Annotated in this window: 14 protein-coding genes and 1 pseudogene; 6 read left to right on the forward strand and 9 right to left on the reverse strand. The window is 69.8% G+C overall.

The window, feature by feature from the left end; translation table 11 throughout:
• Window positions 1–268: 268 nt before the first annotated feature.
• The 6 genes from treS to J5X86_RS16700 all read right to left on the reverse strand — a co-directional run bounded on the left by treS (window position 269) and on the right by J5X86_RS16700 (window position 9407).
• Window positions 269–2005 (reverse strand): maltose alpha-D-glucosyltransferase, encoded by a 1737-nt coding sequence (gene treS, locus J5X86_RS16675; protein WP_208517604.1) that lies wholly within the window; start codon window positions 2003–2005, stop codon window positions 269–271.
• Complete coding sequence (locus tag J5X86_RS16680) at window positions 2002–3996, reverse strand: alpha-1,4-glucan--maltose-1-phosphate maltosyltransferase (RefSeq protein WP_208517605.1); 1995 nt, start codon at window positions 3994–3996, stop codon at window positions 2002–2004. Before J5X86_RS16680 ends, treS begins: the two co-directional genes overlap by 4 nt.
• A gap of 279 nt (window positions 3997–4275) precedes the next feature.
• Window positions 4276–5508 (reverse strand): S8 family peptidase, encoded by a 1233-nt coding sequence (locus J5X86_RS16685; RefSeq protein WP_208517606.1) that lies wholly within the window; start codon window positions 5506–5508, stop codon window positions 4276–4278.
• Between the two features lie 233 nt (window positions 5509–5741).
• The gene (locus J5X86_RS16690) at window positions 5742–6605 is read right to left on the reverse strand and encodes a helix-turn-helix domain-containing protein (protein WP_208517607.1); all 864 of its coding nucleotides are present in this window, start codon (window positions 6603–6605) and stop codon (window positions 5742–5744) included.
• A gap of 95 nt (window positions 6606–6700) precedes the next feature.
• Entirely contained in the window at window positions 6701–7495 is a 795-nt protein-coding gene (locus J5X86_RS16695) for a pectate lyase (RefSeq protein ID WP_078643789.1), read from the reverse strand.
• 46 nt (window positions 7496–7541) lie between these two features.
• Window positions 7542–9407: a rhamnogalacturonan lyase gene (locus J5X86_RS16700; protein ID WP_243980556.1), complete on the reverse strand. Its 1866-nt coding sequence runs from the start codon at window positions 9405–9407 to the stop codon at window positions 7542–7544.
• A gap of 196 nt (window positions 9408–9603) precedes the next feature.
• On the opposite strand from J5X86_RS16700, the gene glgP reads away from it, so the two are divergent.
• Together glgP and J5X86_RS16710 are read left to right on the forward strand one after the other, a co-directional pair.
• Window positions 9604–12312 carry an alpha-glucan family phosphorylase gene (glgP, locus tag J5X86_RS16705; protein WP_208517608.1) on the forward strand — a complete coding sequence of 903 codons (2709 nt, stop codon included), beginning with the start codon at window positions 9604–9606 and terminating at the stop codon, window positions 12310–12312.
• Between the two features lie 267 nt (window positions 12313–12579).
• On the forward strand, window positions 12580–12735 hold the full coding sequence (locus tag J5X86_RS16710; protein WP_203348531.1) for a hypothetical protein: 156 nt from the start codon (window positions 12580–12582) through the stop codon (window positions 12733–12735).
• Window positions 12736–12816: 81 nt separating this feature from the next.
• Here J5X86_RS16710 and J5X86_RS16715 read toward each other — a convergent pair.
• Window positions 12817–13326: pseudogene (locus J5X86_RS16715) on the reverse strand (DUF5753 domain-containing protein); the annotation flags it as partial.
• A 50-nt stretch (window positions 13327–13376) separates the two neighbouring features.
• On the reverse strand, window positions 13377–13559 hold the full coding sequence (locus J5X86_RS16720; RefSeq protein WP_208517609.1) for a hypothetical protein: 183 nt from the start codon (window positions 13557–13559) through the stop codon (window positions 13377–13379).
• Window positions 13560–14470: 911 nt separating this feature from the next.
• Between J5X86_RS16720 and J5X86_RS50690 the strand changes: the two genes are divergently transcribed.
• The 4 genes from J5X86_RS50690 to J5X86_RS16740 all read left to right on the forward strand — a co-directional run bounded on the left by J5X86_RS50690 (window position 14471) and on the right by J5X86_RS16740 (window position 17629).
• The gene (locus J5X86_RS50690; protein ID WP_243980560.1) at window positions 14471–14689 is read left to right on the forward strand and encodes a hypothetical protein; all 219 of its coding nucleotides are present in this window, start codon (window positions 14471–14473) and stop codon (window positions 14687–14689) included.
• A gap of 114 nt (window positions 14690–14803) precedes the next feature.
• Entirely contained in the window at window positions 14804–15001 is a 198-nt protein-coding gene (locus tag J5X86_RS16730; RefSeq protein ID WP_243980618.1) for a hypothetical protein, read from the forward strand.
• Between the two features lie 84 nt (window positions 15002–15085).
• Window positions 15086–15970: a hypothetical protein gene (locus tag J5X86_RS16735; RefSeq protein ID WP_243980562.1), complete on the forward strand. Its 885-nt coding sequence runs from the start codon at window positions 15086–15088 to the stop codon at window positions 15968–15970.
• A gap of 105 nt (window positions 15971–16075) precedes the next feature.
• Window positions 16076–17629, forward strand: a complete 1554-nt coding sequence (locus tag J5X86_RS16740; RefSeq protein ID WP_208517612.1) for a phosphate ABC transporter substrate-binding protein — start codon at window positions 16076–16078, stop codon at window positions 17627–17629.
• A gap of 86 nt (window positions 17630–17715) precedes the next feature.
• On the opposite strand, the gene J5X86_RS16745 is transcribed toward J5X86_RS16740, so the two are convergent.
• A complete protein-coding gene (locus tag J5X86_RS16745; RefSeq protein WP_208517613.1) occupies window positions 17716–19416 on the reverse strand; it encodes a M4 family metallopeptidase in 1701 nt (566 codons plus the stop codon).
• Window positions 19417–19459: the final 43 nt, after the last annotated feature.

The following is a 19459-nucleotide window of genomic DNA, read 5'->3' on the forward strand; positions in this document are numbered from 1 at the left end:
GATTGCGGCATTGACTGTGCGACGGTGCGGGACGTGTCGGGCGAGGATCGTCCGTACGGCGAGCTCGGTGTACGCGATCGGGTCCGCCGGTGGCGCATGTGAGTACAGAGTGCCCATGACGGGGGGTCGAAAACGCCCGTACGCGCCCGAGATGGACGCGTACGGACGAGCGAGAGCCGGAGCGAGGGCCGGAGCGAGGGCCGGAGCGAGGGCCGCGCCCCGGCCGAAACCGGGTGGCCCGGCATCAGACATCCGGCCCGGCGTCGGCTCAGTCGGTCCAGTGCCCCATCGCTTCGTTGCGCCGCAGCCGGAACCAGTAGAAGCCATGGCCGGCCATGGTCAGTAGATACGGCAGCTCCCCGATGGCCGGGAAGCGGACCCCGCCGATCAGCTCGACCGGATGGCGGCCGGCGAAGGACTGCAGATCCAGCTCGGTGGGCTGGGCGAAGCGCGAGAAGTTGTTCACGCACAGCACCAGGTCGTCCTCGCCGTCCCGGGTGGAGGGGGCCTCGCGCAGGAAGGCGAGGACGGCCGGGTTGGAGGACGGCAGCTCGGTGAAGGAGCCGAGCCCGAAGGCGGGGTTCTGCTTACGGATCTCGATCATCCGGCGGGTCCAGTGCAGCAGCGAGGACGGGCTGCTCATGGCCGCCTCGACATTGGTGACCTGATAGCCGTAGACCGGGTCCATGATGGTCGGCAGGAACAGCCGCCCCGGATCGCAGGAGGAGAAGCCCGCGTTGCGGTCGGGGGTCCACTGCATGGGGGTGCGCACGGCGTCGCGGTCGCCGAGCCAGATGTTGTCACCCATGCCGATCTCGTCGCCGTAGTAGAGGATCGGGGAGCCGGGCAGGGACAGCAGCAGCGCGGTGAACAGCTCGATCTGGTTGCGGTCGTTGTCCAGCAGGGGGGCCAGTCGTCTGCGGATGCCGATGTTGGCCCGCATTCTGGGGTCCTTGGCGTACTCCGCGTACATGTAGTCGCGCTCTTCGTCGGTGACCATCTCCAGCGTCAGCTCGTCGTGGTTGCGCAGGAAGATGCCCCACTGGCAGCCGGAGGGGATGGCCGGGGTCTTGGCGAGGATCTCCGAGACCGGATAGCGGGACTCGCGCCGCACCGCCATGAAGATGCGCGGCATCACCGGGAAGTGGAAGGCCATATGGCATTCGTCGCCGCCCGCCGCGAAGTCGCCGAAGTAGTCGACGACGTCCTCCGGCCACTGATTGGCCTCGGCCAGCAGCACGGTGTCGGGGTAGTGGGCGTCGATCTCGGCCCGGACGCGCTTGAGCAGCTCATGGGTGCGCGGGAGGTTCTCGCAGTTGGTGCCCTCCTCGGCATACAGATACGGGACGGCGTCGAGCCGGAATCCGTCGATGCCCAGGTCCAGCCAGAAGCGCAGAGCGGCCAGTACCTCCTCCTGGACGGCCGGGTTCTCGAAGTTGAGGTCCGGCTGGTGCGAGAAGAAGCGGTGCCAGTAGTACTGCTTGCGTACCGGATCAAAGGTCCAGTTGGACGCCTCGGTGTCGACGAAGATGATCCGCGCGTCCTGGTACTGCTTGTCGTCGTCGGCCCATACGTAGTACTCGCCGTACGGTCCGTCCGGGTCGCTGCGGGACTCCTGGAACCACGGATGCTGGTCGCTCGTGTGGTTGATGACAAAGTCGATGATCACGCGCATCCCGCGCTGATGCGCGGCGTCGACGAACTCCACGAAGTCCGCGAGGTCCCCGAACTCCGGCAGTACGGCGGTGTAGTCCGAGACGTCATAGCCGCCGTCGCGCAGTGGTGAGGCGAAGAACGGCGGCAGCCACAGGCAGTCCACGCCCAGCCACTGCAGATAGTCCAGCTTGGCCGTCAGGCCCTTGAGGTCGCCGACGCCGTCCCCGTTGCTGTCCTGGAAGGAGCGGACCAGGACCTCGTAGAAGACGGCGCGCTTGAACCAGTCGGGATCACGGTCCTTCGCGGGCGTGTCCTCGAATGTGTCCGGTACGGGCTCGTTGACGATCATGTTGTGGGTGACCCTCCGATCGGTGAGGACGGTCGCAGGGACAGCACATGTGCCGGAGCCACCTCACGCCCCGGCTCCAGGCGCACGTAGTTGTCCCTGCCCCAGTGATAGGTCTCGCCGGTGAGCTCGTCGCGCACCGGGACGGACTCATGCCACTCGAGGCCGAGTTCCGGCATGTTCAACGAGACCGTCGCCTCCTGGGTGTGGTGAGGGTCCAGGTTGACGACCGTGATCACACACGAGTCGCCCGCGCGCTTGGAGTAGACGATGACGGAATCGTTGTCGGCGTGGTGGAATCTGAGGTTGCGCAGCCGCCGCAGGGCGGGATGGCGGCGGCGCAGCCGGTTCAGCCGGGTGAGCAGCGGGGTGATCGTTCTGCCCTCGCGCTCGGCCGCCGCCCAGTCGCGCGGCCGCAACTGGTACTTCTCCGAGTCCAGGTACTCCTCGCTGCCCGCGCGCACCGGGGTGTTCTCGCACAGTTCGTAGCCCGCGTAGACGCCCCAGGTGGGGGAGAGGGTGGCGGCGAGCACGGCCCGCGCCTCGAAGGCGGGGCGGCCGCCCTCCTGGAGGTGGGCCTGGAGGATGTCGGGGGTGTTGACGAAGAAGTTGGGCCGCATCCAGGCGGCCGCGTCCCCGGCCAGCTCGGTGAGGTAGTCGGTGAGCTCCTGTTTGGTGTTCCGCCAGGTGAAGTAGGTGTACGACTGGTGGAAGCCGACCGCGCCGAGGGTGTTCATCATCGCCGGGCGGGTGAACGCCTCGGCGAGGAAGAGGACATCGGGGTGGGTGCGGTGGATGTCGCCGAGCACCTTCTCCCAGAAGACCACCGGTTTGGTGTGCGGATTGTCCACGCGGAAGATCCGCACCCCGTGCTCCATCCAGAAGCGCAGCACCCGCTCGGTCTCCCGGACCAGGCCGTGGAAGTCCCGGTCGAAGGCGATCGGATAGATGTCCTGGTACTTCTTGGGCGGGTTCTCGGCGTACGCGACGGTGCCGTCGGCGCGCTGGTGGAACCACTCGGGGTGCTCGGTGACCCAGGGGTGGTCCGGGGAGCACTGGAGCGCGAAGTCCAGCGCGACCTCCATCCGCAGTTCACGGGCGCGCGCCACGAAGTGGTCGAAGTCCTCCAGGGTGCCGAGGTCCGGGTGGATGGCGTCATGGCCGCCGTCGGCCGAGCCGATGGCCCAGGGGGAGCCCACGTCGAAGGGGCCGGCGGAGAGCGTGTTGTTGGGGCCCTTGCGGTAGGCGGTGCCGATGGGGTGGATCGGCGGCAGATAGACGACGTCGAAGCCCGCGGCGGCGAGGGCGGGCAGCCGCTCGGCGGCGGTGCGCAGGGTGCCGCTGAGCGGCCGCCGCCCCTCGGCCACCCTGGCCCCCTCCGAGCGCGGGAAGAGCTCGTACCAGGACCCGAACAGCGCACGCTCCCGGTCCACCTGGAGCGGCATGGGGCGCGAGGAGGTGACCAACTCCCGCAGCGGGTGGCGGTCGAGGGCCTCGGTCACATCGGGCGCGAGCGCGGCGGCGAGCCGGTCGGCCACCGGGCGGCGCTCGTCGCGCAGCCCGTCGACGGCCGCCAGGACCGCCTCCCGGCCGTCGTTCTTGGGCACTCCGGTGGCGGCCCGCTCATGCAGCCGGGCCCCCTCCTCCAGGACCAGATCGGTGTCGATCCCGGCCGGGATCTTGATCCGGGCGTGGTGGCGCCAGGTGGCGATCGGATCGCTCCATGCCTCGACCGTGTACGTCCAGCGGCCGGGCGCGCCGGGGGTGACCTCGGCGCCCCAGCGGTCGGTGCCGGGGGCGAGTTCGCGCATCGGGGTCCAGGGGCCCGAGCGCCCGGACGGATCGCGGAGGACCACATTGGCGTTGACCGCGTCATGGCCCTCCCGGAACACGGTGGCGCTGACCTCGAAGGTCTCGTCCACCACCGCCTTGGCGGGGCGGCGGCCGCAGTCGATCAGCGGGCGGATATCCAGAATGGGAATGCGACCGATCATAGGATCACCTGACGGCGTTGCGGATGGAGACGCTAGGGCGGCTTTTGTCCTTTGTATCGGTTTTGCCGCCGGGCGATGGGTTGCGGGCATGACAGCTCCTGTCCGCGTTCACTCTGGTGGGCGGATGAGGTCGGCCATGGGGGGAGCGCGTGGAAAGCCTTCCCCTGTGGAACGGGGAGACAATCCGGGTTCCCGTGAACTACCGGTCCGTAACGCCGGGTGCATGAATCGACCCCGCCCGTAGGCGGGGCCGTCCACGCGATGCGTTCTGTCGCTACGTCAGTTGGCCACCCGCAGCAGACGGTTCGGTGAGCCCGCACCCGCGCCGCGCACCCGGCCCCTGCTCGCCTCGGCTATCAGCGCCGCGCCGACCTGGGCCGGAGTGGCGAAGGGGTGGTCGGACAGGTACAGCGCGGCGGCGCCCGCGACATGCGGGGCCGCCATCGAGGTGCCCGACAGCGTCCTGGTCGCCGTATCGCTCGCGTTCGAGGCCGAGACGATCCGGTCGCCGGGCGCGAACAGGTCAATTCCGGGGCCCCAGTTGGAGAAGCCCGAGCGCCGGTCGGCGCGGTCGGTCGAGCCGACCGTGAGCGCCCGCGCCACCCGGCCCGGTGAGAAGGAGGCGGCGGGCCGGTCCTGATTGCCCGCCGCCACGGTGAAGACCAGACCGGCGGCGATCCCCGTCCGCACCGCCGCGTCCCATTCGGGCAGCGGGGTGGCCGCCGCCGAACCCAGGCTCAGATTGACCACCGCGGGCCGCCTGGCGTGTCGCAGCACCCAGTCCATTCCGGCCAGCACCTGGGCGATGGTGCCCTCGCCCCGGTCGTCCAGCACCCGGACCGCCACGATCGCGGCCTTCTTCGCCACGCCATAGCGGGTGCCCGCCGCCGTGGCGGCCACATGGGTGCCATGGCCGTTGCCGTCCTCGGCCACCGGATCGTCGTCCACGAAGTCCCAGCCGGAACGGGCCCGGCCGCCGAAGTCCTCATGGGAGGCGCGGACCCCGGAGTCGATGACATAGATCGTGGTCCCGCGCCCGCCGCCGCCGGGCGCGGTGTACGCCCCGTCCGGCGGCCGGTCCGGCTGGTCGATCCGGTCCAGGCCCCACGGCGGCCGCGCCTGGGCGCGGGGCGGGGCCATCCGCCGCACCCGGGTCCACCGCAGGGACACCCGCTCGTCCCGGGCCACCGAGGCGATGCGCCGATCGGCCGCCAGCCGCCCGGCCTGCGCCGCGCTCGCCCGTACCGCATAGCCGTTGAGCGCGGAGCCGTAGACCCGGCGCACCCGCGCCCCGTACCGCTCGACCAGCGCCCGGCCCGCCCCGGACGCCGCCGCGGGCGCTCCCGCGCCCCGCTTCAGGGCGACGATATAGCCGTGGGTCCCCGCCCCGCCCGTGGCCTGGACCCCCTGCGCGGGAACGGTCTGGGTGGGCGACAGAGCCACCAGGACCACCGCGACGACGGCGGCCGGCGCCCCCACCCTGCGCCGGCGGCCCGCAGATGCGCATGCCATGGAGCGATCCCCTCCCCAACTTGACGGCGCTAGGGTCCTTCTGGCGGGTCTCCGTGGGAGAAGGAGCGGCGTCCGGTGCGTGCTCTCGGCGTGCCGCGCGGAAGCCCTCGTAGCGGAGCTACTTGGGTTTTCGCGCGGTGCGGCGAGAGGGCGTGCCGGGCGTCGCGACGCCGCGGAGATCCGTCAGAAGGACCCTAGCCTCGCGTGAGAGGAAAGATCCCGACAAGGGCGCATCAGGGGGCGTAAAACATGACGGCCTCCCGTGCCAGCAGCCGCAGCGCCGCCTCCGACGGCGAACCCGGCTCCGCCCCGTACATCAGCAGGCCCTGGCCCCCCGAGTCCGGCAGCCGGGTCATCTCGAAGTCCAGCTCCAGCGGCCCCACCAGGGGGTGGTGGAAGGACTTGGTGCCGAACGCGCACCGGCGCACCGGATGGCGCGACCACAGCGCCGCGAACTCCCCACTCTTCATGGTCAGTTCGCCGATCAGCTCGGCGAGCCGCCGGTCGTCGGGGTGCGCGCCCGCCGCCACCCGCAGGGAGGAGACCGCCCGCCGCGCCTCGCCCTGCCAGTCCGGATACAGCTCACGGGTGTGCGGATCGAGGAACAGCATCCGCTGGGTGTTGGGCCGGGCGCCGGGGTGCTCGGGTGCGTCGGCGGGCAGATGCCCGGCGATCAGGGCGTGCCCCAGCGGATTCCACGCCAGGACGTCGAAGCGCAGGTCGAGGACCACGGCCGGTACGCCGTCCATCGCGGCGATCAGCCGCCGGGTCGCCGGGCGCGCGGAGCCGGCGCGTGGCGCGGGACGGCGCCCGGTGCGCGGCGGACGGGCCAGATTGCTCAAGTGCGCCCGCTCGTCCTGGCTCAGCCGCAGCGCGCGGGCGATGGCGTCCAGCACCCCGTCCGAGGCGCCGGTGGACTGGCCCTGTTCCAGCCGGGTGTAGTACGCCACGCTCACCCCGGCAAGCTGCGCCAGCTCCTCGCGGCGCAGCCCCGGGACGCGGCGCCGGGTCCCGTACGCGACCAGGCCGACGTCCTCGGGGCGCAGCCCGGCGCGGCGGGTGCGCAGAAAACTTCCCAGCTCGGCAGGTGCGTCCATACCCACCAGTGTCCGGCACGGGCACGCGCCGTGCCTGTCCCTGTGAGGGTCAGGCACGGCGCGCGGCGGTCCGTGCTGTCCGTCCTATCCGGCGATCACCTGTAGGTGATGTCGGAGGTGCTGTATTTGCAGTAGGTGCCGTCGGGGCCGCTGCCGTTCTTGCTCGGCTCGGCGCCGGTGTTGTTCCCGATGTACTTCTGGCACGGGACGATCTTCTTGCTGCTGTCCCCGACGATGGTGATGCCGCGCAGGGTCAGCGAGTCGCCGTAGTTGGTGTTGATCCCGCCGATGACCTTGCCCGGGGCGGTGATCTCGGAGTTGCTCACATTGATGGTGCGCTTGTACTGCGACGAGCAGTTGCCACAGGAGCGGACGAAGGTGGAGAAGTCCTGGCCGGCGAAGTTCGAGATGTTGAGCGTGCCGCCGCCGTTGAACTGGAAGATCTTGTCCGCGGCCTTGCGGGCGCCGCCACCGATCACGTTGAACGTCTTGCCGGTGCCGCGGAAGGTGGCGGCGTCCTCGCCGACGTCCTCCCACCAGACGTTCTGCAGGGTGCAGCTCCCCTCGCAGTGGACGCCGTCGGCGGCCGGGGCGCCGAGGATGACGTTCTTCAGGGTCGCGCCGTCCTTCAGCTCGAACAGCGGGCCCTGGTCCTCCTCCTGGCCGTCCCCGCCGAGGTCGCCGGAGCCGTAGTAGCGCTTCATGCCGCCGTCGGTGGTCCCGCTGACGCTGATGGTCTTGGAGACCGCCTGCGGGGTGCCGCTGGGCGTGGGCCAGGTGGCGGCGGAGGCCGCGGGCAGGGTCAGACCGGTGGTGATCGCGCCCGCGGTGAGGGCGACGGCGCCGAGGACGCCGGCTATCGCGCGGTGCCTGGTGCGTTGTTCAGCCATGTCGGATCTCCTTGTCGGGGTGTGCGGCTGAGGTGATGGAGGTGTTTCAGGGGGTGGTGATGGTCGGCCGCGGCGGGGTCGCCATCTTGTTGCCGAGGAAGAAGCTCGGGTGCGGGGGCTGGTTGTAGGCCGTGTTCTGCCAGGCCAGCGCCTCGCGGTACTGCCGGTCGTGGAGCAGCGTGGTGATCTTCCGGTCGGTCTCGTACGGCGTGGAGTAGATCCGCAGCGCCTTGTTGTCGCTGGTCGGCCAGACCACCTCCTCGCGCCAGTCGCCGAGGATGTCGCCGGACAGCGACGGGGTGGCCTTGGTGCCGTTGTTGGAGTGCACCCCGGAGCCGGTGAGCTGCCGGGTGTCACCGGAGGTGCCGTACTTGTCGATATGCGTGCCGTCCAGCAGCTCACGCACCGGATCGCCGTCCCACCAGGCCAGGAAGTTGATCGAGGACGGCTTGCGGCCCTTGGCGCCGCCGCCCTCGTCGCGGATCTGGTCGTCCCGCGCGGACCACATCTCGGCGCCGTCGTTGCCCGCCCAGATGTCGCCGGCCGCGCCGCGCCCGTTGTCACCGCCCGACGCGGTCGACCACAGCACCTGGCCGGTGCGGGCGTCGGCGAAGTACGAGCCCGGCTTGGACGAGTCCTCGTCCACCTTGAAGTACTCCAGGCCCGGCCGCGCGGGGTCGAGGTCGCCGAGGTGGGCGGCGTCGCCGTGGCCGTTCTTGTTGGTCCACAGCGCCGAGCCGTTGTCGTCCACGGCCATCGAGCCGTAGACGATCTCGTCCCTGCCGTCGCCGTCCACGTCCCCGGTCGCCAGCGCGTGATTGCCCTGGCCGTCGTAGCCCTTGCCGGTGTTGGTGGAGCTGTTGGTGTCGAACGTCCACTGACGGGTGAGCTGCCCTCCGCTGAACCTCCAGGCGGAGATCACCGTGCGGGTGTAGTAGCCGCGCGCCTCGATCAGCGAGGGGGTGGAGCCGTTGAGATACGCCGTCCCGGCCAGGAAGCGGTCCACGCGGTTGCCGTAGTCATCGCCCCACGAGGAGACGGTGCCGCGCGGCGGGACGTAATCCACCGAGCTCATCGCGGCGCCCGTGCGCCCGTTGAACATCGTCAGATATTCGGGCCCGCTGAGCACATAGCCGCCGGAGTTGCGGTAGTCGGCGGACGCGCTGCCGATGGTCTTCCCGGCGCCGTCGACCGTGCCGTCCGCGGTCTTCATCGCGACCTCGGCCTGGCCGTCGCCGTCGTAGTCGTACACCTGGAACTGGGTGTAGTGGGCGCCGGAGCGGATGTTGCGGCCCAGGTCGATCCGCCACAGCCGCTGCCCCTGGAGGGTGTAGCCGTCCACGATGGTGTTGCCGGTGACGCCCGACTGGGAGTTGTCCTTGGCGTTGGTCGGCTGCCACTTGAGGACGAAGTCCAGATCGCCGTCGCCGTCGAGGTCGCCCACCGAGGCGTCATTGGCCTCGTAGGTGTAGTCCGAACCGCCCGCCGGCGGTGAGATCGGCACATCGTAGTACCCCGGGCGGAACTGGATCGCGCTCGGCGAGGCGGGCTGCTCGACCCCGCCCACGATGGCCCGCACGGTGTAGTCCGCGCTGTTGGGGGCGTCCTTGTGGAGGTAGTTGGCCGTAGTGATGGGGGAGGAGTTGACCTTGACGGCGCCCCGGTAGAGGTTGAACGTCACATCGTTCGGATCGGTGGCCAGCCAGCGCCAGCTCACCAGGTTGTCATTGCCGGTGTGCACGCTCACCAGCCCCCGGTCCAGCTTCTCCAGTTGGGCCGCGGCCTTGGTTCCGGCCGCTGGCGCCCCTTTGGTCTCGGCGGCCCCCGAGACGCCCGTCAGGGTGGTGACGGTCAGCGCGCCCGCCACGCCGACGGCGGCGAGCATCCGGCCGCGGGTCAGCGCCCTTCGCATCGGGGATCTGGGCGGATGGGCGGGGGGTGGAGTGTGCGAACTGTCCCGAGAGCGCACGCGGTCCTCCAAGGCATGGGGGGGAAGGTGTGCCCCCTAGTCGCCCCCTTGGCCGGAAAGGTTGCCGCCTTCGGGCCGACTTCTCGGGAGCGGGGCGAAACAGCCGAAACGGGGACTCCTCGGCCGCTACCGTCGGAGGGTGAAGGCCATTCGTCGATTCAGCGTGCGTCCCGTCCTTCCGGAGCCCCTGCGACCGCTCAACCGGCTGGCGCGCAATCTGCGCTGGTCCTGGCATCCCGAGACCCGCGACCTCTTCGAGTCCGTGGACCCCGAGGGATGGCGGGAATCGGGCGGGGACCCGGTACGGCTGCTGGGCGCCGTGCCCGTCTCCCGGCTCGCGGACCTCGCCGAGGACCGCTCCTTCCTGCGGCGTCTTACGGCGGCCGCGGACGATCTGCACGACTATCTGACCGGTCCGCGCTGGTACCAGGGGCGGACCGCCGCCGAGGACCGCGCGGGGCCGGGGTCCGGCGCGTCCGCGGCGTCTGGCGCATCCGGCGTACCTTCCGGCGGGTCCGCACCGTCCGTACCCCCAGGCGCATCCGTACCCTCCGTGTCCCCAGGCGCATCCGTACCCTCCGGACTGCCCGCCGCGATCGCCTACTTCTCGCCGGAGTTCGGGATCACCGCCGCCCTGCCCCAGTACTCGGGCGGCCTGGGCATCCTCGCCGGTGACCACCTCAAGGCCGCCAGCGACCTCGGCGTGCCCCTGATGGGCGTCGGACTGCTCTACCGCCACGGCTACTTCCGGCAGTCGCTCTCCCGCGAGGGCTGGCAGCAGGAGCACTATCCGGTCCTGGACCCCAACGAGCTGCCGCTCACCCAGCTCGGCGAGGCGGACGGCCGGCCCGTCCGGATCCCGCTCACCCTGCCCGGCGGCCGTCCCCTCCACGCCCGCGTCTGGCACGCCCAGGTGGGCAGGGTGCCGCTGCTGCTGCTCGACTCCGACGTGGAGGAGAACGGCCACGGTGAGCGCGAGGTGACCGACCGGCTCTACGGCGGCGGCAGCGAGCACCGGCTGTTGCAGGAGATGCTGCTGGGCATCGGCGGCGTCCGCGCCGTGCGCGCGTACTGCAGGCTCACCGGCCATCCCGATCCCGAGGTGTTCCACACCAACGAGGGCCACGCCGGATTCCAGGGCCTGGAGCGCATCCGCGAACTGATCGCCGACGGGGCCGACTTCGGCACCGCCCATGAGGCGGTGCGGGCCGGGACCGTCTTCACCACCCACACCCCCGTGCCCGCCGGTATCGACCGCTTCGACCGCGAGCTGGTCGCCCGCCACTTCGGTGACGACGCCGAGCTGCCGGGAATCGAGGTCGAGCGGGTCCTCGCGCTCGGCATGGAGACCTACCCCGGCGGTGAGCCCAACCTCTTCAACATGGCGGTGATGGGGCTGCGTCTGGCCCAGCGCGCCAATGGGGTGTCCACGCTGCACGGCCGCGTCAGCCGGGAGATGTTCGCCGGGCTCTGGCCCGGTTTCGATCCCGAGGAGGTGCCCATCACCTCCATCACCAACGGGGTGCACGCACCCACCTGGACGGCCCCCGAGGTCACCCGGCTCGGCGCCCGCCAGTTCGGCCACCTGCCCGACGCCGAGCTGTGGGAGCTGCGCCGCACCCTGCGCAAGCGGCTGGTCACCGAGGTCCGGCAGCGGCTGTACGACTCCTGGCGGCAGCGCGGCGCGGGCACCGCCGAGCTCGGCTGGATCGACGGGGTGCTCGATCCCGGCGTCCTCACCATCGGCTTCGCCCGCCGTGTCCCCTCCTACAAGCGGCTCACCCTGATGCTGCGCGACCCGGACCGGCTGATGGAGCTGCTGCTCCACCCCGAGCGGCCGATCCAGATCGTCGTCGCGGGCAAGGCCCACCCGGCCGACGACGGCGGCAAGCGCCTGGTCCAGGAACTCGTCCGCTTCGCCGACGACCCCCGGGTGCGCCACCGCCTGGTCTTCCTGCCCGACTACGGCATGGGCATGGCCCAGCAGCTCTACCCCGGCTGCGACGTCTGGCTCAACAACCCGCTGCGCCCGCTGGAGGCATGCGGCACCAGCGGCATGAAGGCCGCCCTGAACGGCTGTCTCAACCTCTCCGTCCTCGACGGCTGGTGGGACGAGTGGTACGAGCCGGACTTCGGCTGGGCCATCCCCACCGCCGACGGCGACGCCATCGACGAGACCCGCCGCGACGACCTGGAGGCCACCGCCCTCTACGACCTGCTGGAACGGCGGATCGCCCCGCGCTTCTACGACCACGGCCCGGCCGGCCTCCCCGGCCGCTGGATCGACATGGTCCGCCGCACCCTCACCACCCTCGGCCCCAAGGTCCTCGCGGGCCGCATGGTGCGCGAATACGTCGAGCGGCTCTACGCCCCGGCCGCCCGCTCCCACCGCGCACTGGACCCCGTGGCAGCAGCCGAACTGGCCACCTGGAAGTCCCGGGTCCGCGACGCCTGGCCGGGCGTCGCCGTCGACCACGTCGAGGCCCAGCTCACCCCACCCGCCCCCGGCGGCGCCGCCGAACTCGGCTCGACGCTCTCCCTGCGGGTCCGGGTGCGCCTCGCCGGACTGGCCCCGGCGGACGTGGAGGTCCAGGCGGTGGCGGGCCGGGTCGACGACACCGACCGCATCACCGACGCCACCCACGTCCCCCTCAAACCCACCACGGGCCCCGACACCGAAGGCCGCCGCCTCTACGAAGGCCCCCTGGCCCTCGACCGCACCGGCCCCTTCGGCTACACGGTTCGCATCCTCCCCACCCACCACCTCCTGGCCTCCGCAGCCGAGTTGGGCCTCACCGCGCTGCCCGGCGATTCCATGACCGAGGCGGCGGGAGTCCTGATGCGTTGAGCCTTCGGCGGCTAAACTGACCGTGGACCGTCCGGCACGGGGGAAAGTGCCATCCCATGCCCGACGTCTCGGGGTGCACGAAAAATGCCGGCCGCCGCCTATGCGGTGGCCGGAATTGCCGACGGTCCCGGAGGGCGATGCTCTCCGTCTGTTCGTATTGAGATCTTGGACGTCGGCAGGACCTCAGCTGACCACCGCAAGAGGTGGTCGGGCTGAGCTGCCTGCCGGGCCATCGGTTCGACCACCCGATCGAAGGGTTGAGAACTGGTGGACTGGGACACCGTCACCCTGCTCGTCCTCGCGGCCTTCGGCCTCGCCGGACTGATACTGACCCTGTCAGCAGAGCTCCTGTCCAAGATCCCGGCCGTCATCGAGGCATGGCGCCGGGTCCGGGCCACATGGCGCGGAGGCGACGATGGCTAGGCGGCCGGGCCGGAATCGAATGAGGCCATGGGCCATGCACCCGCGATCACCGTTTCTGATGGCGTCAGTGCGGATGGTGATCTACGGGCGAGTCAGACAGGCCCTCGCACGGGCGATGAGACGGTGCGCTTGGGCGCCGTAAGCGGCGGTCTCACTCAGCCGCTCCCAAACGCGCTTGTACAGGGCGACATCGTCTGCCGATTCGAGATGCAGCTCAGTGTTGATCGTCTCGACGATCACACGCTCGTCGTCGAAGATCCAGAAACCGTGCTTGGGCGTGAGCTTGAGAGGTGCACCGAGGGGGATGACGCCGAATGAGACGCTGCTCATCCCGATGAGGCCGACGAGTCGGTCAAGCTGTGCCGCCATCACGTCGTTGGGGCAGACCAAGGCGTGCAGTACGCCCTCCCAGATGAGGATGTCGAAGCGTTTGCCCGGCTCATGGAGAACCTCCTGACGCTTGATCCGCGCGCGTACCGCCTCTTCGGTGTCCCGCGGCGTTCGCATCAGCTCGGCGTTCTGCAGCAACAGGCATCGTGCGTACTCCGGAGTCTGGAACAAGCCCGGGATAACGGTGGCCTCATAGCCCTGAACGGTCGACGTCCGGCGGTACTCGACACGGAATCAGTGGTCCGCGCGTGTCAGATCCGTGACGCCGGGACGACGACGAATGCCTCGGACTCCTTGATGTCTCGGAGCTGGGCAAGGTGCTTGGGGTCGGTGAGCAGATCGCCCTGAACGACAAGATCGCCGGTTTCTTCGATCTCGTACAGCGTTGGACAGTTGCCGTGCTCGGACGTCGTGCCGAGGAACCTCAACGCCATGGAGTTCCCCTTCGTGTCGGGAGTCGATCGGGTCATCAGAATGTCGTGGATAACGTCATGGAGCTGTGCGATTGCGCGGGATTGCGACGGTCATTCACCCATGGGTGTTGCTCTGTGCTCCTTCGAGGCGCGGAAGCCGACTGTCCTCAGGCGTGTCTGAACTTGCGGTATGGGACGGCGGGCTGACGCACCACCAGGGCACAGCTTCTGGCCTCGCCCATCCCGTCGCTCCACCACCTCGCCCGAGAGCGTTGAGCAACTTCGAGCAATCACGTTGAGCAGTGATGAGAGCGCTCCGTAGCGTCTCCGTCACTCACGTGTTCCGCTCGACAGTGCGAATCGGCTCGCGGAAATCCTCATGCGCGCCGCGCTGGAGGAGCAGAGCAGGAAGGCCACCACTCGGTGAGCCGTCTTTGAGACCCCCGTTCCCGCTGGACCGGAGCCCTGGCAGGTCGAGCCCAGCGCGGAACGGGTGCATGTGCACGACGGCGCGAGGAAGGCCCCGCGCCGACAGCACCGGAGGGAATCATCTCGATGCGCTTATGCGGATTCAAGGCCGTTGTCCGCCAAGACCCCGAGGACGACGGGCCGACGGAGGGCGGTCAGCAGGGCGGATGTGGTGACGGTGACGGCTGCGGCCGGGAGTAATCGCGTGATGTAGGCGGGCGGCCCTCACCCCGCGTGGGGGCCGCTCTCACCGAGAGAGCGAGCACATGCACCATCACGGCTACTCCTGGCTGGGGTCCGCTCACGAATTAGTCAGGGATGGCCCGCGGCGTCCCCTGCATCCGGAGTTCAGATCCAGCAAGGTCGTTCCCTTGGAATGTGCCCACTGGCTGCTCAAGCCGGCCACCTTCATCCAGGGGACGTGGAGTGATCCGCGGCAGGCAGCCGAATGGTTCGGTCGGCAAGTGCGGGTTTCCGCAGCGGCGTTCGCCTCGGAGCGCGACCGGGACACCACCCGGCTCGGCGACGTGATCGGTCGCCTGGTCGAACGGGTGGCGAGTGGCGAGGACGTGGTCGGCGGCTGGTATCTCACCGGGCAGAGATTCCTGTCCGTGTGCCTGATCGCCTGCAGTCCGCACCGTCTGCGCCCGGAGATTCCCTGTCCTGCCGGTGCCGCCACCTGAGCCCAGGTCATCGTCCGAGTTGTCTGATTGGGTGCTGTCCGTCGCCCAATGCGCCTTATAGGCTTGCGGTTTGGCTGTCCGCCCGTTTCGGGAGGTGTCGTGCGAGACCAGAAGATGTACTGCTACACCTGCGGCTCTGACGAGCAGCACCGTCGTCTCACTGCCGAGGAGAAAGCCTGGCTGAAGAACCGGACCGGCCGAAAGACGGTCGAGGAGTTCTTCATGTGCAAGGCGCCGGACTGCCGCAATCTGCGGACCGGATTCCAAAAGCGCCCCTTCGACCCCGTCATCCGCCTGCCCTTGCCTGACTGACCCTTCATGAGGCGGCCGACGCCGCCGGTCGGCCGTTCCGGCCGTGGTTGACCTTGTCGTAGCGGCAGGGTTTCTACTGGCGTCATGCGTATCGGAGAGGGCGGCGAGGCCGTCATGGGCCTGCGGGCCGCGCGGGTGGCGGTGGGGGCGGTGCTGCCCGCCGAGGTGGCCGTCGCGGTGTGTGTGGTGGCAGGCGTACGGATACCCGGAGCGATTCTCGTAGCGGCCGAGGCGCTGGTGGTGACCGTGCTCGCGCTGGAGGCCGTCGTTCTGTGGCGGCTGTATGCGCTCCGGCGACGGGCCGGGGCCGGGCGGCGGGACGCCGTGCGAGGCGCGCTGCGCACTCTGGTCCCGGTGGTCGCGCGCAGGCTCATCGCGCATGAGATCCGGGCCCTGTACAGCCTCGGGCTGTGGGTGTTGCGCCGCCGCCACCAGGTCCCCGAGGGTGCGCTGGCCGCCGCGTACACCGGGCCCCAGACGGCCATGATGTACGGGCTGTTCTTCGTCTCGGTCGTCGAAACGGTCGGGCTGGCGCTGGTGATCCCCTGGCCGGTCGTGCACGCGGTCCTGCTCGTCGTCGATGTGTACGGGGTGGTGCTGATCCTCGCCCTGCACGCGTCGTGCGTGGTCCGGCCGCATGTGGTGGGGCCCGACGGCTCGCTGCGCGTACGGTACGGCGCGCTGTTCGACCTGCGGGTTCCGGCCGCCACCATCGCCACCGCCCGGGTCGACCGGCGCTACCCCGACGGGCGGCTGGTGCGGGTGAGCGCGGACGGGGTGCTCGACCTCGCGGTGGGCAGCCAGACCACCGTGACGGTGGAGCTGACGGAACCGGTGGAGTTCGTGCGACCGCTCGGCGGGCCGGGCTTCGCCCGTACGCTGCGGTTTCACGCGGACGACCCGCGTGAAACGGTCGCCGCCCTCACCCGGGTTGGAGCCTCCGCCCAGGGCCACGACGGCGGTCGTTGAACGCGGGACGAACATTGCATGAGAGGTGGGCCACATCGGCCCCGTAAGCGTTCTTGGCGCGTACATTCGCCCCCCCTGAAGCCATGGCATGCACGGGGGGACATCGTGAAGTGGCTGGAACAGTTGACGGCGCCCGAGAATCTGCTGGCGCTTCTCGGTGTGATCGTCACGCTCGGGGGGCTCTCGTACGAGCGGCTGATTCCCGGGCGGAAGCGTATCGGCTATCGCGTGCAGATGGACACGTTGATAGACGACAGCACTCAGGACGGGCCGGTTCATCAGCGGCTGCGGATGCTGGAGAACACCCCGGATCTGGCCGGCGCCTCACTCGTCCTGCTGCGGATCGAGAACGACGGATTCCGCAGCCTTGACGTCGACGACTACATCACCGCACCGGCGACGAACCACCGCGGGCTCACCGCGACCTTTCCCAATCGGATCGTGCGGGATGTGGCGGTCACCGAGCCCAGCCATCCGGATCTGCTGCGCCACCTTCCGCAGCACGGGACCCCTGAGAACCCCGGGCTGGTCTGTGCGGGCAATGAGATCTCCCTGCCGCGAGTGCCGCTGAACAAGGGGGATCACTTCAAGCTGCTGGTGCTGCTGACGGGCGCGGGGACGGATAAGCCGCCGCATGTGGGCGGGCGGATCAAGGAAGGCAGGATCCGCAACAACGAGAAGTTCCGGCGGCCCAGCAACCGGGTGCTCGGGCTGATCGGCAGTCTGCTGGCGCTGCTGATCCTCCAGCCGTTCGGCACGCAGTTGTTGCGGGACGATCCGCTGCCGCGCGGATGTGCCGAGGGGAATCTGACGATCGTCGGCTCGACCGCGTTCAAGCCGGTGACCCAGGATGTGGGCGCGGCGTATCAGGGGGACTGCCGTGGTGCCGAGGTCACCGTGGAGGCGCAGGGCAGCGGGCGCGGTACGAAGACGCTGATCGATGCCGGGGAGGCGGCGAAGGGCGGCTTCCCGGCGTATCTGGCCTTCTCTGATGGCCCGGACGGAGACGGGAACCCCCAGCTCAAGGAGCATCTGGTGGCGCTGTCCGTCTTCAGCGTGGTGGTGAACAAGGACATCCGGGTATCGGATCTCTCCCTCGAGGATGTCCGCGGGCTCTACTCCGGCCGGATCACCAACTGGAATCAACTGCCCGACGGCCCCGATCTGCCGGTGCGGCTGGTGAGCCGGGACGCGAAATCCGGAACGCGTGGCGTGTTCGAGAACCGGGTGCTGGGCGGCAACGAGATCTCCCGGACGTCGGACAACTGCCGGACCCCGAAATTCGCCAGGGACCACGTCATCCGCTGTGAACTCGACAGCACGGGTGAGGTGTTGAAGGCGGTGGCCGGCACACCCGGCGCGATCGGATACGCCGAGCTGCATTCCGCCGAGGAGAGCGCCCGCAAGGGGGCACTCCATCTGGTGGCCCTGGAGGGACGCGAGCCGTCCATCGACGCGGTGCGGGAGCGGACGTACTCCTTCTGGGAGCCGGAGTACGCCTACACCTACACCGCGCCGCCCCCGAACTCCCTGACCTCGAAGTTCCTCGACTATCTTGCGGGCGACACCGGGCGGAACCTCGTCGAGAAGCACGGCCATCTGCCCTGCTCGGCGGCGGAGAACCAGCGGGCCTGTCAGCTGGCGGTCGGCGGGCGGTAGGGGGTGCCACCGGCGGGGTCCCGCCCGCGGGTGCCACCGGTCGGCCGGGCGGACACGGAGCCGCCCGCCCGGCCGACCGGAGAGCGTTACTTCACGTTGACGCCGCCCCAGGCGTTGTCGACCGCCTTGTACTCGGCGCTGCTCGCGCCGTACAGGGCCTTCGCGGCCTTGAGGGTCGCGGTGCGGGCCTTGGCGTAGTTGGTGGTCGAGGTCATGTACGAGGACAGGGCCTTGTACCAGATCTTCTCGGCCTTGGCCCGGCCGATGCCCTTGACGGTGCGGCCGTCCTTGGTCGGGCTGTTGTAGGTCACCCCGCCGATGACCTTACGGCCGCTGCCCTCGGCCAGCAGGTAGAAGAAGTGGTTGGCGATACCGGAGGTGAAGTGCGGGTCGTCGTTGCCCACACCGCTCTTCCAGTAGTCGTAGGACAGACCGTCCTTGCTGGGCTTGTCCATGTAGCGCAGCGGGGTGCCGTCGCCGTTGATGTCGATCTTCTCGCCGATGAGGTAGTCACCGGGGTCCTTGGCGTTCTTGGCGTAGAACTCCACGGCGGTGCCGAAGATGTCGGAGGTGGCCTCGTTGAGCCCGCCGGACTCGCCGCTGTACTCCAGGTTGGCGGTGGCCGAGGTGAGCCCGTGGCTCATCTCGTGGCCCGCGACGTCGAGCGCGGTGAGGGGCTTCTTGTTGCCCGCGCCGTCGCCGTAGGTCATGCAGAAGCAGTCGTCGTCCCAGAAGGCGTTCTCGTACGCGTCGCCGTAGTGGACGCGGGAGTACGCGGCCTTGCCGTTGCCCTTGATGCCGTTACGGCCGAGGACCTTCTTGTAGTAGTCCCAGGTCATGGCGGCGCCGTAGTGGACGTCCACGGCGGCGGTCTGCGCGATGGTGGGCTTGCCGTTGCCCCAGATGTTGTCGGCGTCGTAGAACGCCGACCCCTTCTTGGTGTCTTCCCACGCGTGCTTGAGGTTGTACGTCATATGGCCGCCGCGCGCGGTGTCCTTCAGCAGCCACTGGCTGCCGCTCTTGACGCTGCCGACGGTGACCTTGCCGTTGTGCTGACCGGTGCCGGTGCCGTTCTCGACGGCCTGGAACTCGTACAGCTTCTTTCCGGTGTCGGCGTCGGTGATGACGTGCAGCTTGCTGGGCGTACCGTCCTTCTGGACCCCGCTGACGACCGTCTCGTAGGCGAGCGTGGGCTTGCCGGTGGCGGCCCAGATCACCTTGCGCGGGGCGGCCTTGGCGCCGGTCTCCTTGTCGCCCGCGGCCTGCGCGGCGCTCAGGGCGGACCGCTCGGCGCCGGAGGGGGCGACGGCGGCGCTGGTGTCGGCGACCTTGATGTCGGCGTCGGTCGCCTTGTCGACACCCTGGGAGGCGCCGCTCGCGGACTCATGGGCGATCAGATCGCCGCCGAGGACGGGCAGTCCGGCGTAGGTGCGCTCGTAGCGGGTGTGGGTGGTGCCGTCGGCGTCCTTGATGACGTCCTTGACGACCAGCTTCTCCTTGGCCCCGAGCCCCAGCGACCTCGCGGTGGAGACCGCGGTCGACCCCGCCTCGCGCAGCAGCTCGGCGCGGACCGAGGGGGAGAGCGAGACGGTGGAGGCGTCGGCCCGGGAGTCGGAAGAGGCCGAAGAGGCCGAAGAGGCCGAGGGGGCGGCCGCGTTCGCGGAGCCGGCGGTGGCGCCGGCGGCGAGCAGGGAGGCGGCCAGGGTCGCCGCTCCGGCGGCGAGGGCGGTACGCGAACGTCTGAGACGTGATATGCCGGATATCGCTGACGTCGAACGTGAATCCACGCGTATCTCCAGTTGTGATGGGGAGTTGGACGAATGTTCCGCC

Source organism: Streptomyces sp. NEAU-YJ-81, assembly GCF_017592595.1.
In the GTDB taxonomy this organism is placed as follows: domain Bacteria; phylum Actinomycetota; class Actinomycetes; order Streptomycetales; family Streptomycetaceae; genus Streptomyces; species Streptomyces hygroscopicus_B.

Excerpts from the sequence above, each read along its gene's own strand:
- J5X86_RS16730 (WP_243980618.1), top strand. The coding sequence starts at position 14,804 with ATGTACTGCTACACCTGCGGCTCTGACGAGCAGCACCGTCGTCTCACT.
- J5X86_RS16700 (WP_243980556.1), bottom strand. The coding sequence starts at position 9,407 with ATGCGAAGGGCGCTGACCCGCGGCCGGATGCTCGCCGCCGTCGGCGTG.
- J5X86_RS16720 (WP_208517609.1), bottom strand. The coding sequence starts at position 13,559 with ATGGCGTTGAGGTTCCTCGGCACGACGTCCGAGCACGGCAACTGTCCA.
- J5X86_RS16695 (WP_078643789.1), bottom strand. The coding sequence starts at position 7,495 with ATGGCTGAACAACGCACCAGGCACCGCGCGATAGCCGGCGTCCTCGGC.
- J5X86_RS16690 (WP_208517607.1), bottom strand. The coding sequence starts at position 6,605 with ATGGACGCACCTGCCGAGCTGGGAAGTTTTCTGCGCACCCGCCGCGCC.
- J5X86_RS16685 (WP_208517606.1), bottom strand. The coding sequence starts at position 5,508 with ATGGCATGCGCATCTGCGGGCCGCCGGCGCAGGGTGGGGGCGCCGGCC.
- J5X86_RS16735 (WP_243980562.1), top strand. The coding sequence starts at position 15,086 with ATGCGTATCGGAGAGGGCGGCGAGGCCGTCATGGGCCTGCGGGCCGCG.
- treS (WP_208517604.1), bottom strand. The coding sequence starts at position 2,005 with ATGATCGTCAACGAGCCCGTACCGGACACATTCGAGGACACGCCCGCG.
- J5X86_RS16680 (WP_208517605.1), bottom strand. The coding sequence starts at position 3,996 with ATGATCGGTCGCATTCCCATTCTGGATATCCGCCCGCTGATCGACTGC.